Genomic DNA, 14,368 nt, shown 5'->3' with positions numbered 1-14,368 from the left:
AGTCAGTGGTGTTTTTAGCGCCGTGGCATCGGGAGCCAAGGGAAATTCTGAGGGAGTGAACATTGAGAGTGGCTCTTAAAGCGCAACCAATGGCGGTAGAATTTCTGCCACTACATTTGCAGAAGGAGATGCAGGTAAGGTAGTAATTCGGGCGACTGATACCATTTTATTGGATGGGGAAGATAGTCAAGGATTCCCCAGTGGTGTTTTTAGTACAGTGCAACCGGAAGCCAAGGGAAATTCTAGGGGCGTGGACATTGAAAGTGGCTCTTTAGCCTTAACCAATGGCGCTCGAATTGATGCCACTACATTGGGAGAAGGAAATGCCGGGAAGATAGTTATTCGGGCAACCGATAGCATCTTATTGGATGGGGAAGATAGTCAAGGATTCTCCAGTGGTGTTTTTAGTACAGTGCAACCGGGAGCCAAGGGTAATTCTCGGGGAGTGGAAATTGAAAGTGGCTCTTTAACCGTAACCAACGACGCTCTAATTTCTGCCGAAACCCGCAGTGATACCAGGGCGGGAGATGTAAGCATTGATGCCAAAGACTTTATCCAACTGAGCGGGGATAGTGGTATCCGCGCCAGTGCAACCACAGGGGGTCCAGCGGGAAACTTAGATATCATCACCCAGAGACTATCGGTAGAAGATGGGGCGCAAATCACCGTTAGTAGTCCCTCTGAACAAGCCGGGAACCTGACTATCGGGGCAAATTCCCTAGAATTAAACCAAGGTCAAGTCACCGCAGAAACCGGTACCAGTGGGATTGAAGGCGGTGCCAATATCCGTCTGCAAAACCTCAACACCTTGCTGATAACCGATGAAAGTCTGATTTCTGCCACAGCTTTCGAGGATGCTAATGGCGGTAATATTAATATTAACAGTATCTTCCTGATTGCCCTGCCTCCAGAAGGTGTCAACGGTAGTGATATTATTGCCAATGCCGAACGAGGCGACGGGGGACGGATTATTATCAACGGTGAAGGTATCTTTGGCATTGAGGAACGTCGAGCCATTCCCGGAAATCGCACCAACGACATTGACGCCAGTTCCCAGTTTGGCGCTTCCGGTGAAATACAACTCAATGTACCCCTTGACCCCGCCAGAGGGTTGGTAGAATTACCAGGGGAGTTGGTGGATGTCACCCGATTAGTCGAACAGAATCTTTGTCAAGCGGCTCAAGGGAGCAGCTTTATTGTCACTGGGCGCGGCGGCTTACCCACACCTCCCCAGGCACCCCTCAACCCGGAGGCGACTTGGGAAGATTGGCGGATTGAGTCTGAGAGTGAATCCACTGCTAATCCTACCCAGGATGTAGAGACGCGCCATGGCGCGTCTGGGGAAGGGAAAGTCCATCAACAAACCCCAGACAACCAACCCAAGCGAATTATCGAGGCTCAAGGTTGGTATCGAGATGCCAAGGGTACTGTAATTCTCACCGCTGAACCAACAAGGGTAACGCCACATGGAAATTGGTTGAGTTCAATAAACTGCTCTGAATAAGACAGGACTTACGCAGTGGGAAAGGTGCGTTACGCTTCGCTAACACACCCTACACGAACACCTCTGACCTACTCTCCCTCTCATTGTCTTTATTCATATCTTGTTGATTTTGTCAATACCGCCGCTATAGAAATTTTGAGTCACAGAGGTTGCCATACTACCCCTTGTCAACTCTGTGACGTTTACCCCAGGAGAATGTGAAAACTGACACCATCTTCTATAGCCTGTTTAAAGAGTTTCCCAGTATCTTCTTTGAACTGATTAACCAATCCACAGCACAAGCAGCGACGTATGAATTCACCTCCCGTGAAATCAAACAACTCTCATTTCGACTCGATGGTTTATTTTTACCCAAGAACCCAACCTCAAACCAACCCTTCTACGTCGTCGAAGTTCAGTTCCAACCCGATGAGAATTTATACTATCGTTTATTTACAGAACTGTTTATCTTTCTAAATCAATACAAACCCCCTCATCCCTGGCGGGTTGTAGTGATTTACCCCAGTCGCCGAATTGAACGAGAACAACCGTTACAATTTAGGGAACTATTCAGTCGAGTGCAACGGATTTACTTGGACGAGTTAGAAACAGACGCATCGGGTTCGGTGGGGGTAAACATTGTTAAGCTAGTGATAGAGAATCAACAGACAGCACCGACAGTGGCAAGGCAGTTAATCAACCAAGCCCAAGTCCAGATCGCTGATCCAAGCACAAAAAGAGACTTGATTGATTTAATCGAAACAATCATCGTTTATAAATTACCGCAAAAAAGCCGCAAGGAGATAGAAGCCATGTTAGGATTAAGTGAACTCAAACAAACCAAAGTGTATCAGGAAGCCAAGCAAGAAGGGTTTTCTGAAGGTGAACAACGAGGTGAACAGCGAGGTGAACAACGAGGTGAACAACGAGGCGAACTTAAAGCCAAGTTAACCGCTATACTACGCCTGATCAAGTTGGGTTTGAGTGTGGAGATGATTGCTGAAGGTTTAGATTTGCCCCTGGAATTTGTCCAAGAGGTTGTTAAGTTATTTGAGCAGCAAAATGTTATCGCTTTTGTTGAACTGTTAAATGAGCAACGCCAGCTTTTCTCCCCACAAGACTTAGCTGACTTAGCTGAGTTAATTCAACCCTTACCCGATCAACTAGAAGACTTGTCATACGCGATCGCACAATGGTGCCAGCAGGAAGCACATACAGCACAACTTGAGGCTTGGCGTCAAATTTGCTCCCGGTTGTTGAGCGCGACAGTAGAGAAACTTGTGACGAACCCTGACACCCTTCAAACTCTATCCACACCAGTCAACAAAGCCATGGTGCAACATGCAATTGAGCGATGAGAGTCTTACCCTAATCTCAACCGTTAACTTTAATTGTGTCCACCTACTTATCCTCTAGTATTTTTATGAAGTGAGATATGAATATTTTAAACGTGATGTTTCTCCCTCGTAGTCAACCCGTACTAGCCCTTGGCATTATTATTAGTTTAATGACTACTCTTGCCCCAGCGACGGCACAGGTTCAACCATCAAATACGATTTTTGAGCCAATCTCGATTCCCTCTCTCCTGCCGAATTTACCTGATGATACTGGTGGCGGTACTCCTCAAACCGACAATGGAACAGGTACTCGTGGTGACTGTGAATACCAGGAAGGAGATCTGCTTCTGACGCGCATGGCAGGTGGCAAAAACTTTCAATTAACCGTGAGTGAACATCCCACCTTTTGGATTTATGTTCCCTACAGTTCAGACAAAGTATCCTCTGGAGAATTTTCTATCCAACAGGGGGAAAATGATATTTATCGCACCACCTTTAAACTGCCAGCCACACCCGGAATTGTTAGTGTCACTATTCCCAAAACAGAAACGCCGTTAGAAAGAGATAAAACCTATCGCTGGTATTTTGAAATCAGTTGTCCTCGTTCAAGACAATCTCAGGAATCAACAACTCGACTGACGCCAGCATCACTAACAGGATTTGTGCGACGAGTTTCCCAACCTCCTGAACTTGAGGCGGAATTAAATCAGGCAAAAAATTCCCTAGAACGAGTTGCCGCTTATGCCCGTCACGATATGTGGTACGATCTGCTTACAGAATTGGCTCAATTACGTTTGAAATACCCTGAAGATGACACATTAGAAAGTATCTGGCTAAACCTTTTGGGGGATGAACGAATTGGGTTAACAGAAATTAAGCAAGAACCCATTATTGGCAGTGTTATAGTGGATGAGGCTATAACCAATTCCCAATCAGAATAAAAGGCGCCCAGTGATAAGGGCGTAGGTAATCTTTATCCGGATCATCCGGGTACTCGGTTAAGAAAGCAATTTGAGTTTGCCGCAGCGCTTCAGCTTTACTCCGTTGAGGTGCTTTTAACTGTTCGTAAAACCGTTGCATAAATTCGGCGGTGGATGCGTCGTTTACTTGCCATAATGTCGCCACTGTACTGCGGGCGCCCGCTCGCACCGCAATTCCAGCTAATCCCAATGCCGCACGCTTATCCCCAGTAGCTGTCTCGCAAGCACTCAAAACCAGTAATTCGATCGCAGTGGTACGATTGGTTTCATTGGCGCGTAATAAATCATCTAAATCCTGAACATTAATTCGCCCACTCCAGTCTAAAATAAAGGTTTTTTGGGGATTAGAACTAAACTTGCTGTGGGTGGCAATATGTACCAGATTAAAGGGTTCTTGATTAATCTGATTGCGGATATTTTCTTGCTCAAAGTCTTGATTGTCTAAAACTTGATTCAGGCTGATTTGTTCTTGGATTCCGGCTAACTCATCAGCAACATTATCTAGGGGAGAAAATCCTTCTGCTTCAAAGCTTGGTGCATTGGGTGTTCCCGCAATCAGCGCTCGGAAATTCTCGCGTTTCAGGGGTTTGGGTTCTAGGAGTTGTAAACCGGGTGTTAACGCTACCGCATACCGCTCAATTAAATAGTTTTCTCCGTCATAGAGAGTAGAAGGGGGAATATTGCGTAAGGAACCATCGAGGACAAAGACTAAGGTTTTAACGGCGGGGTTATCTGAGTTGGCTGCATCTAAATCAGCTTCAAAGGGGCGAATTAACCAATCATAAAGTTGGGCTGCATCCTGTTTAATGCCACTGATACTCGTACTGCGTTTAGTTAAATCATCACGAAATTTTTCCACGGCTTGATCAACTTGTGTTTCTGAGACATCTTGATGAGCATAGTGGCGCAGGTTATCTTGTCCAGGTAATTTAATAATGATATCCAAGCGATTAGATAATATAATCGGATAAACGATCGCGGATTGAGGATCGACGTTATCAATATTCACGGCTTCTGGTGTGGCACAAGCATCGCGAAAGAAGTTATCCAGTTCAGCCAGTTGCAAGTCTTCCATGATCTGGCGGGCTTGGATCAAATTTTTTTTGCTGGGAGTGGGAGAACGCAGGAGTAAATCGACGAATTGCCGATAAACGGGTTCGACGGTTTCTCGGAAGGAAAACTGAATTTCGGGATTGAGAGCAACTAAATCTCCGCGTAAATTATTGAGTGTCTTAACCGCTTTATCATAGTAGGCGATCGCGTCTGGATTAACAGGCAGATTTTGAGAACTCTCTTGGATTTGGGCTTGCAGTAATCGCCCCATTTGCCATTGCCATTGATAGGCAATATCTGCTGCGTTCATCTGTTGAGCAATTAGGAGTGCATTTTCGGTCACAGTTTTGGCATTTGTCCAATCTTGTTTTTTTTCATAGAGCTTACCTAAAGTACCCAAACTATAGGATATTGCCCGTTTGTCTTCTAACTCTTCAGCTTGTTGAATCGCTGTATTTAAGATTGCCACACTATCATTAGTGCCTTGCTGCTGTGTCATGAGTTCTGACATATTGAGCAAACTTTCAGCGAAGTTAACATGAGCATAGACAGAAGCCCGACTAGCGGGTAAAGTGGATAATCCGGCTGAAATTGAGGACAATAAGTCTTGATTCGGTGATAGAGAATCAGTCTCAATTAATAAATTCAATTGATTGAGTTGAGCTTGAATTCGGGTTAACGGAAGCGTCGCCTTCATTGCCGCCTGTTGATAGTGAGTTAGAGCAGCTTGGATATAGTCTTCGCCTGAGGAATTTTCAAACACTTTAGCGCGTTGAGCTAAGGTTTGCTCTGTATTCCCTAAACTTAGCAATATTTTACTTTCCTGTTGCGGCAAGCCCAAGGTTTGGGTTAAGGCTAAACTTTGGCTGAGAATGTCTTGAGATTTTTCTAAATCCCCTCCTTGTCGCAAAATAGTCCCAAAATTTTGTAATCCAGCCACCTTAACAGGTGAATCGTCTAACCCGAAAAGAGCTTGTTCTAGCCGCTGATAAAGTTGCTTGGTGCGTCGATATAATCCCAGAGATTGCATTGCCTCGGTTTGATTAATTTTACTGCCAATCGCCCCGACGGGATCACCCGCTTGCTGATAAAAATTTTCTGCCTTTTCCCAAGTGGCTAATGCGGCTTCAGCGTTGCCTGTAGCTAATTGGAGCCGCCCTTGAGCATTGAAAATTTGAGCGCGAACCCTTGGGTTAGCTTCAGGTACAGTTTCGAGTAAAGACAGACTGGTTTGAATCGCTTGTTCAGCCGCTTGCCACTGTCCCAATTTCTGATACGTTAATGACAACAGACTGAATACTTGAGCTTGCTGGAGAGTATTTCCAGTCTCAGCATACCCCTGTGCCGCTTGTTGTAAAATCTGTACAGCTTTAGTAAATTTTCCTGTATCGTAGTGATTTTTGCCGACTTGTACTAAGGCTAGATTATCCGGGGCAGCGGGGAGTTCTGCCCGTACCTGAGGTACTGTATGGATACCCAGACTTAAGCTTAACCCCAACAGAGCCAAGAGGAGCGATCGCACCATCGTTCGTAGTAGGCACTTTAGTGCCATAAGCGCTGAAGCGCTGACTACAAGCTTAAGCGATCGCACGATTCGAGAAAAGCATAAATTTCTCATTTGGCTAACCCATTAAACTTCTGAGGAACACAGCCCTTTGATATCTTATTTACACATAAGGATACTAGGCATTTCATCTCATTAAACCTTTTAGATTTATGTTGGTCACAAGCGCTTTAGCGCTTACTACAAACACCTCAGACAATTGTAGCTAATGGGATCAGTCGGTGCGTTACGCTTCGCTAACGCACCCTACGAATTCACCCTACAAATGATGTTCTACTTCAGCCACCATCAACAACGTTTTTAACACTGAATCGGGATTCAAACTCATCGAATCAATTCCCTCCTCCACTAAAAACTTAGCAAACTCCGGATAATCGCTAGGCGCTTGACCGCAAATGCCAATCTTACGCCCACACTCTTTCGCGGTTTGTATCGCCAACTTCACCATCCGCTTGACACCGCGATGGCGTTCGTCAAAAATATGCGCCACTAACGCCGAATCTCGGTCTAATCCTAACGTCAATTGGGTCAAATCATTTGACCCAATCGAAAACCCATCAAACACTTCAGCAAACTCATCCGCCTCCATCACATTACTCGGTAACTCACACATCACATACACCTGCAACCCATTCACGCCACGGGGTAAACCATTTTTCGCCATCTCCGCTACCACCTGACGCCCCTCATCAGGAGTGCGACAGAAGGGAATCATGGGAATTACATTGGTTAACCCCATCTCATCCCTTACCCGCTTTATCGCCTGACATTCCAACGCGAAGGCTTCCCGATACTTCGGATCACAATACCGCGACGCCCCTCGCCACCCCAGCATGGGATTATCTTCCTTGGGTTCAAAACCTTGACCGCCTAAAAGGTTAGCGTATTCATTACTCTTAAAATCAGACATTCGCACAATTACAGGTTTGGGATAAAACGCCGCTGCAATTATCCCGACGCCACGCGCCAATTTATCGACAAAGAACTGAGGTTTATCGGCATAATTCTTCGTCTTCTGGGCAATTTTCGCTTTCACTGATTCATCCTGCAATTGATGATAATGAATCAACGCCAAGGGATGAACTTCAATATGATTGGCAATAATAAACTCCAACCGTGCTAAACCCACACCATCACAGGGAATTCCGGCTAACCCAAAAGCCTGATCTGGATTACCTACATTCATTAAAATTTGAGTTCGGGTGCGGGGTAAATTATCGAGGGGAGTTTCTTGTACCTTAAACGGTAATAACCCATCATAAACTCGTCCTTCATCCCCTTCCGCACAGGAAATTGTCACCTGTTGACCCGTGGTTAATACCTCGGTTGCATTCCCACAGCCAACAATCGCCGGAATCCCCATTTCTCGCGCAATAATTGCCGCATGACAAGTGCGTCCCCCTTGGTTGGTGACAATGGCGCTGGCTTTTTTCATAATCGGTTCCCAGTCGGGATCAGTGCGGTTGGTAACTAAGACTTCCCCCGGCTGGAACAGATGAATGTGAGACGCATCCATAATAGTATGGGTCATTCCTTGACCAATGGCTGCACCCACACTACGCCCTGTCACTAATACCTCGCTGCGTTGGTTCAACTGATAGGTTTTGAGAACCTGTGCCGATTTCTGGGATTGTACCGTTTCCGGACGCGCTTGGACAATAAATAACTCCCCAGTGATGCCATCTTTTGCCCATTCAATATCCATGGGAGTATAGAGTCCCCGGAGTTGAGAATAATGGTCTTCAATTTGTACCGCCCAACGCGCTAATTGTAAGACTTCTTCATCTTTGAGGCAGAATTTCTTTTGGTCACAGGGGGCGACTCGCACATTGCGCGTCAGTCTCGAACCCCCTTCGTCGTAGATCATTTCAATTTCTTTGGTTCCCAGGCGTTTCTCCAGAATCGGGTGACTTCCTTGTTTTAAGGTGGGTTTAAAGACCACGTATTCATCGGGGTTAACGGCACCCTGAACCACATTTTCGCCCAAGCCATAAGCGGCGGTAATTAATGCGGTATTGTTGAATCCCGTTTCGGGATCAATAGAAAACATCACCCCGGAACAGGCTAAATCAGACCGCACCATTTTCTGAATTCCCACCGAAAGTGCCACATCAAAATGGTCAAATCCATTATGTTCCCGATAAGCAATGGCGCGGTTGGTAAACAGGGAGGCGAAGCATTTATGGGTAAATTCCAGCACGCCTTTGAAACTATTTACATTTAAATAGGTTTCCTGTTGACCCGCAAAACTCGCATCTGGTAAGTCTTCCGCCGTCGCCGAGGAACGAACCGCGACATCCGTTCCCTCCCCATAGCGATCGCACAATTCCTGATAGGCTGTACGAATGGCTTGGGTCAGTTCTAGGGGAAACTCCATGCTGAGGATTAACTGTCGCGCTTTTTTCCCATGCTGTTGCAGATTACTCACATCATCCACATTCAAATCGGCAAACAGGTGGCGCAGTTTGACTTCTAAATCGGCGCTTTCGATAAAGTAACGATACGCATACGCCGTAATCGCAAACCCAGTCGGTACATTGATTCCCTGGGGAGTGAGTTGTCCAATCATTTCACCCAGAGATGAATTTTTGCCCCCGACAAAGGGTAGGTCATCCAGTCGGATTTGATCAAACCAGAGGATTAACGATTGATCTTTCGGGACTGGGGTAGATGCCTGAGGGGTTGAGGTTAACATAACTTTTTTTCTTAACCGTATAATTTTAGTGTAGCTTTATAAAATATTTGGGATCACTAATACGTTACGAAAAATTAACAGAAATGTTCGTCCTTCGTCCTTCGTCCTTTGTTGATTAGGAAATCCCTTACCCATCTCCCCCATCTTCCCCATCTCCCCCCGCTTCCAGACGTGCCATGGCACGTCTCTACATTGCTTCCCTCCGCCCCCTTAACCCAAAATGCTTCCAAAAAAGTAAAAGATTGGCTGTATGGGTGTAGCCAATCTCGTCCAACATGTATTACAATTTCTCTTTCGACTGAATCTTAATTCACGGGTTCATCTACATTCACGGGTTCAAAACAGCTCCAGATAGCCTCTGGAGCTTTTTCTGTCGTGCCATCATAACAGATTTTTTGCAAAAATGGGGATTTTGCCATTTGTGTCATAATTTTTGCACAGAGCGTCAGCGTGCATCAATTATGGGTAAACTCCTAGCAAGACGTTACCAATTCATCAAAGTCCTGGATACCGATGAATTGGGTCGCACTTATTTAGTGGTAGATCTTCACTCTCCCCAGCATCCTCAATGCGTGATTAAGCAAATCCGACTCCCGCCGAACTCCTCTCCAACTCGACAATCTATTTTCCGTCTTCTGGAAAAAACCTCAGAATTGCTGAAAAAGCTGGGTCAACATGAGCAAATTCCCCGATTGATCACCTCATTTACCCAAATGAATCAGTTTTATCTGGTTCAAGAGTTTATTCGCGGTCATCCTTTAACTGACGAACTTATCCCCGGTGATCCGCTGACTGAAAATCAGGTGATTACTCTGTTAAACGAACTTCTCAATATCTTAGTATTTGTCCATAAACAGGGTGCAGTCTTGGGAAACCTCAAGCCTTCCACAATTATCCGTCGCCAAAGAGATAGCAAATTCGTGCTAACGACTTGGGGAATTATCCACCAACTGAGTCCCCAAATCGCCCAATCATTCCACCAATCCGCCTCCAATCCGCGTCATCCGACTTCTGTTAATCGATCGCCCCAACCATTTCCCGAACCCCTGCAAGTCAATAGCGACTTGTACGCCTTGGGAATCATCGCCATTCAAGCTATGACTGGATTATCCGCCAGCGAGTTAACCGAACTCAAACAAGTGAACAATGGTCAACGTGAAACCATCCCTTGGCAAGCTTACACCCAAGTTAGCCCAGAGTTAGCTGCTATCCTGGATAAGATGGTGCATCCTGATCGCCAGTATCGTTATCACCAAGCGGCGACTGTGCTAGCGGATCTCAGTCGTATCCCGGAGAGGAACACAGTTACTCAATTTTCCCTACCGTCGTTACCGAATATCAATCCTGCGATCGCCACAGTTACCTATCCTAGTCGTCAGTTGAAACCCCAGGTTATCCTCGTGGCTATCGGATTGGTGGGAATCACGGCGTTAGTTCTGGCGTATACCCTGCGCCTCCCGCAACGCCTAATGGCGCAATACTTTCTCCACCAAGGAAAAACCCAAGCACAAGCCCAACAATCGCAGGCGGCGATGGACTACTATACTCAAGCCATTACCTATCAGCCGCAAAATGCCACAGCTTACTATTATCGGGGAAAGATTTACGCCGATCAGGGAAAAACTCAATCCGCTTTAGCTGATTTGACTCAGGCGATTCAACTCAATCCCCAAAATGCGGACGCCTATTATCAACGGGGAAATCTGCGCCTGGAGTTAGGCGATCGCCAAGGGGCTAAAGCTGATTATACTCAAGTTTTGCAACGTGACCCGAATTTTACCCCAGCTTGGATGAATCGAGGTCAAATCTACGCCGACTTAGGACAGGAACAAGCTGCCATTGATGATTATACCCAAGCCATTCAACGTGATCCCAATCTGGTCACGGCTTACTGGAAACGCTGTCGTTCTCGTTCTAATTTAGGGAATCAAAAAGGTGCGATTGACGACTGTACCACCGCGATTAATTTACGACCTAATAATGCCCTAGCGTATCAAAACCGTGGTTTAGCCCGTCAGCGTCGGGGAGATAGTCGCGGGGCGATAACGGATTATACGGAAGCGATTCAATTGAATCCAGAGGCGGCAGAATCTTACTATAACCGAGGAGTAGCCCGTCAGGAAATCGAAGATACTCTAGGTGCGATCGCGGATTACACCGAAGCGATTGAACGAAATCCTGATTATACTTCAGCTTACTACGAGCGAGGGTTAGCCCAAGCCCAACTGGGAAATCGATTAGCCGCGATCAACGATTTACAGCAAGCGGCTCAACTTTGCCGTGATTCAGGTAAACTGGACTGTTATGAAGCGGCGCAGTCTCAACTGTCTAGAGTGACTCCCTCGCCAAACTAAGTTTAAAGGTTTTTATTATTTTGGATAGAAACTATAATCAATGGTTGTAGGGGCGAGTCGCTGCATATCGTAGGCGGCGTGAGCATCAAGGTATCTCGACTCGCCCTCATCTAATGTATGCGGTGTCAGATAATTATTGATACCCTACGGCTTATCCGACAATTAAAAATACCGGGCGGTGTTGACCTGGAATTGTCGAGATTGTTGCCATTTAAGTAGTCGGACAAAAGAAAACGGTACTGTATTAATTTTTGTAAATCGCCCTCAAACCCTTACTGTTCCCTGTTCCCTGTTCCCTAATCTCAACCGTTAACTTTAATTGTGTCCACCCACTTATGATTAAAATATCGCGGTTTTTGTCCAGGGCGACCCGATACAATTAAGGGTTGGGTGATACCAATTGAGTACGGCGGGTCGCCCCTACAGCCCTTGCTTCCCTTAACCCAACCGTATTGCCTTTCACCCTGACATAGCCCGGTGTAGATTAAATCTTTACAATACAGAGCAAAACAGTAGTACAATTGTAGATTGTGTCCTTATTCAAAGTTGTTTATGCCGAAACTGAAAAGCCGTAAAGCAGCCGCCAAACGTTTTCGACCCACCGGAAGCGGTAAAATTAGACGACGCAAGGCATTTAAGAGCCACTTACTGGAGCGCAAAAACTCAGGACGGAAGCGGCGTCTGTCGAAACTGAGTTTGGTCAATGAACGGGATGCCGAAAATGTGCGCCTGATGTTGCCTTATTTTTAGACTGCTTTAGACAAATCACCATCTAGCTCATATCAATTAGGAACAATGGCAAGAGTAAAACGCGGTAACGTCGCCCGTAAACGACGCAAGAAAGTTCTCAAGCTGGCGAAAGGATATCGGGGTTCTCATTCCAAACTCTTTCGTACAGCCAATCAACAGGTGATGAAAGCGCTGCGGAACGCTTATCGCGATCGCCGTAAGCGCAAGCGGGATTTTCGCCGCCTCTGGATTACTCGGATCAATGCGGCGGCTCGTCAGAATGGCATGAGCTACAGTCAGCTTATGGGTCAGATGAAAAAGGCGAATATTCAGCTCAATCGCAAGATGCTGGCGCAGTTGGCTGTATTAGATCCCGCCAGCTTTAAAAAGGTGGTAGAACTTGCCAGCCAAGGCGCAAAGTAAGTTCGTTAGAGTGTGTCGGTTGAGATCGCAGAGGGAGCAATGTAGAGACGTAGCATGCTACGTCTGGGAGCAGGGGGAGATGAGGGCGGGTTTTGAACCAACGTGATCATCAATAGTGAAACGAAAGTCCCTAAACCCGCCCCGACAAACCAGGTTATATCGAGTGTTGGGACGGTTTACCTAATCCACCAATCCCTAATCCCTAATCCCAGATAGATGATCGACCAAAGGTTTATTAATGTCGGTGTGGCACTTGGATTGATGGGGGTGGCTGTTTTACCACCTCCATCCGCTTATCCGGCTGAATTAGCAGAAATTGAGCAACGGGGTCAATTAATTGTTGCGGTCAAAGATAATGTGCGTCCCTTGGGCTTTCGTGATGCGACGGGAAGGCTACAAGGACTCGAAATTGATATCGCCCGACGACTGGCGAAAGAATTGCTAGGGAACCCGGAGGCGTTGGTTTTACAGCCAGTGGCGAATCGCGATCGCTTGAGTGTGGTATTTGAGGATCGGGTTGATATTGCGATCGCTAGAGTAACGGTAACGGATTCCCGCGCCCGCTTGGTTGATTTCAGTATCCCCTATTATTTGGATGGTGCAGGGATTATCACCAAAGATGCCTCAATTAATCTATTGAGTGATTTAGATAACCAAACCATCGCGGTTCTCAAGGGTTCAAGTACAATCCCAGTGATTAAGTATGCGTTACCCGATGCCCAATTGGTTGGGGTTGATTCCTACCAAGAAGCGCTATCTCTGCTAGAGGTGGGAGACGCTAACGCCTTTGCAGCTGATCAGACGGTTCTGACAGGATGGGTACAGCAATACCCAGCGTATCGATTGCTCCCCTATCGCTTATCTGGTGCAGCTTTGGCAGTGGTAATGCCTAAAGGATTGCAGTATACTGAACTACGACAACAAGTCAATCAGGCGATCGAACGTTGGCATGCCGAAGGTTGGTTAGCTGAACGTGCTGCCGCTTGGGGTTTACCATTATAAAAGATTGAAACCCGTCCCGTATAAGTTGCACAGGATTATGGATGAAACCCTGCCACAAATTTATCTAATCATATTGTTAGTCCTGCTTGGCGTTGCAGCTTTGGCAGTAATTCGCCAAGTGTTCAAAACCCGTAAAATCGAAAGCACCCTCTCCAAGCTGGAGCAAAAGCTGCAAAAAGAGCGAGGGTCAGTCCCAGACTACTACGAGTTGGGTAGCATCTATCTGGACAAGAAACTCTTTGCTCAAGCTGTTATTCTATTCCAAAAAGCACTGAAAGCTACAGATGCTTCAGAAACCAATCTAGCTCCGGTTCATAATGCTCTCGGTTTTGCCTACTTTGCCCAGGATCAGTACGATATTGCTATTCGCCAGTATAAGGAAGCCTTAAAACTAGAGCCAGATTATGTGACAGCTCTCAATAACTTGGGTCACGTTTACGAGCGCAAGCAGCTAACCGCTCAAGCGTTAGAGGCGTATGAAGCAGCGCTCAAGTATGAACCGAAGAATGATACGGCGAAGCGGCGAGCTGAATCCCTCCGCAAGCGGCTAGTGCCATCCAGCTAAATTTTCTGCGGCTTGAACCCTACATAGATCCTGTAGAGACGTTGCATGCAACGTCTCTACAGGTTGACAGGCTATCGCTGACCAATGTAGTGCAGAAGAACTACACAGTTTATTACCTCACTCAGCTAGTTTTAGAACAACATTTACATAATTATTAATTATTGTTAACATAAAGTAACAAAG

General features: G+C 46.2%; 11 protein-coding genes. 8 read left to right on the top strand and 3 right to left on the bottom strand.

Annotated features, from left to right (window positions below; all coding sequences use genetic code 11):
- Positions 1 to 169: 169 nt before the first annotated feature.
- The 3 genes from RIE73_RS07195 (at position 170) to RIE73_RS07185 (ending at position 3,761) form a co-directional block, all read left to right on the top strand.
- Complete coding sequence (locus RIE73_RS07195) at positions 170 to 1,504, top strand: hypothetical protein (RefSeq protein ID WP_446400541.1); 1,335 nt, start codon at positions 170 to 172, stop codon at positions 1,502 to 1,504.
- Between the two features lie 197 nt (positions 1,505 to 1,701).
- Positions 1,702 to 2,841, top strand: a complete 1,140-nt coding sequence (locus RIE73_RS07190; RefSeq protein WP_446400540.1) for an Rpn family recombination-promoting nuclease/putative transposase — start codon at positions 1,702 to 1,704, stop codon at positions 2,839 to 2,841.
- Positions 2,842 to 2,918: 77 nt separating this feature from the next.
- Positions 2,919 to 3,761 carry a DUF928 domain-containing protein gene (locus RIE73_RS07185; protein ID WP_446400539.1) on the top strand — a complete coding sequence of 281 codons (843 nt, stop codon included), beginning with the start codon at positions 2,919 to 2,921 and terminating at the stop codon, positions 3,759 to 3,761.
- Here the strand turns inward: RIE73_RS07185 and RIE73_RS07180 are convergent.
- The 3 genes from RIE73_RS07180 to RIE73_RS07170 all read right to left on the bottom strand — a co-directional run bounded on the left by RIE73_RS07180 (position 3,736) and on the right by RIE73_RS07170 (position 9,540).
- Complete coding sequence (locus RIE73_RS07180) at positions 3,736 to 6,471, bottom strand: CHAT domain-containing protein (RefSeq protein ID WP_446400538.1); 2,736 nt, start codon at positions 6,469 to 6,471, stop codon at positions 3,736 to 3,738. The genes RIE73_RS07185 and RIE73_RS07180 overlap by 26 nt on opposite strands.
- Before the next feature lie 205 nt (positions 6,472 to 6,676).
- Positions 6,677 to 9,112: a phosphoenolpyruvate synthase gene (gene ppsA / locus RIE73_RS07175; RefSeq protein ID WP_446400537.1), complete on the bottom strand. Its 2,436-nt coding sequence runs from the start codon at positions 9,110 to 9,112 to the stop codon at positions 6,677 to 6,679.
- A gap of 305 nt (positions 9,113 to 9,417) precedes the next feature.
- Positions 9,418 to 9,540: a hypothetical protein gene (locus RIE73_RS07170; protein WP_446400536.1), complete on the bottom strand. Its 123-nt coding sequence runs from the start codon at positions 9,538 to 9,540 to the stop codon at positions 9,418 to 9,420.
- A 33-nt stretch (positions 9,541 to 9,573) separates the two neighbouring features.
- Between RIE73_RS07170 and RIE73_RS07165 the strand changes: the two genes are divergently transcribed.
- The 5 genes from RIE73_RS07165 to RIE73_RS07145 all read left to right on the top strand — a co-directional run bounded on the left by RIE73_RS07165 (position 9,574) and on the right by RIE73_RS07145 (position 14,185).
- On the top strand, positions 9,574 to 11,466 hold the full coding sequence (locus tag RIE73_RS07165; RefSeq protein ID WP_446400535.1) for a tetratricopeptide repeat protein: 1,893 nt from the start codon (positions 9,574 to 9,576) through the stop codon (positions 11,464 to 11,466).
- 552 nt (positions 11,467 to 12,018) lie between these two features.
- On the top strand, positions 12,019 to 12,216 hold the full coding sequence (gene rpmI, locus RIE73_RS07160) for a 50S ribosomal protein L35 (RefSeq protein WP_446400534.1): 198 nt from the start codon (positions 12,019 to 12,021) through the stop codon (positions 12,214 to 12,216).
- Positions 12,217 to 12,261: 45 nt separating this feature from the next.
- Positions 12,262 to 12,618, top strand: a complete 357-nt coding sequence (rplT, locus tag RIE73_RS07155; RefSeq protein WP_446400533.1) for a 50S ribosomal protein L20 — start codon at positions 12,262 to 12,264, stop codon at positions 12,616 to 12,618.
- 216 nt (positions 12,619 to 12,834) lie between these two features.
- Positions 12,835 to 13,620: a transporter substrate-binding domain-containing protein gene (locus RIE73_RS07150; protein WP_446400532.1), complete on the top strand. Its 786-nt coding sequence runs from the start codon at positions 12,835 to 12,837 to the stop codon at positions 13,618 to 13,620.
- Between the two features lie 37 nt (positions 13,621 to 13,657).
- Positions 13,658 to 14,185: a tetratricopeptide repeat protein gene (locus RIE73_RS07145; RefSeq protein ID WP_446400531.1), complete on the top strand. Its 528-nt coding sequence runs from the start codon at positions 13,658 to 13,660 to the stop codon at positions 14,183 to 14,185.
- The last annotated feature ends 183 nt before the right edge of the window (positions 14,186 to 14,368 follow it).

It is taken from the genome of Coleofasciculus sp. C1-SOL-03 (genome assembly GCF_040220555.1).
Classification (GTDB): Bacteria; Cyanobacteriota; Cyanobacteriia; order Cyanobacteriales; family Coleofasciculaceae; genus Coleofasciculus.
This window is presented reverse-complemented; position numbering and strand designations above follow the sequence as displayed.

Bases quoted from the DNA above. Each gene is read 5' to 3' on its own strand.
- rplT (WP_446400533.1), top strand. From the start codon at position 12,262: ATGGCAAGAGTAAAACGCGGTAACGTCGCCCGTAAACGACGCAAGAAA.
- RIE73_RS07150 (WP_446400532.1), top strand. From the start codon at position 12,835: ATGATCGACCAAAGGTTTATTAATGTCGGTGTGGCACTTGGATTGATG.
- RIE73_RS07145 (WP_446400531.1), top strand. From the start codon at position 13,658: ATGGATGAAACCCTGCCACAAATTTATCTAATCATATTGTTAGTCCTG.
- RIE73_RS07170 (WP_446400536.1), bottom strand. From the start codon at position 9,540: ATGACACAAATGGCAAAATCCCCATTTTTGCAAAAAATCTGTTATGAT.
- RIE73_RS07185 (WP_446400539.1), top strand. From the start codon at position 2,919: ATGAATATTTTAAACGTGATGTTTCTCCCTCGTAGTCAACCCGTACTA.
- RIE73_RS07180 (WP_446400538.1), bottom strand. From the start codon at position 6,471: ATGAGAAATTTATGCTTTTCTCGAATCGTGCGATCGCTTAAGCTTGTA.
- ppsA (WP_446400537.1), bottom strand. From the start codon at position 9,112: ATGTTAACCTCAACCCCTCAGGCATCTACCCCAGTCCCGAAAGATCAA.
- RIE73_RS07165 (WP_446400535.1), top strand. From the start codon at position 9,574: ATGGGTAAACTCCTAGCAAGACGTTACCAATTCATCAAAGTCCTGGAT.
- rpmI (WP_446400534.1), top strand. From the start codon at position 12,019: ATGCCGAAACTGAAAAGCCGTAAAGCAGCCGCCAAACGTTTTCGACCC.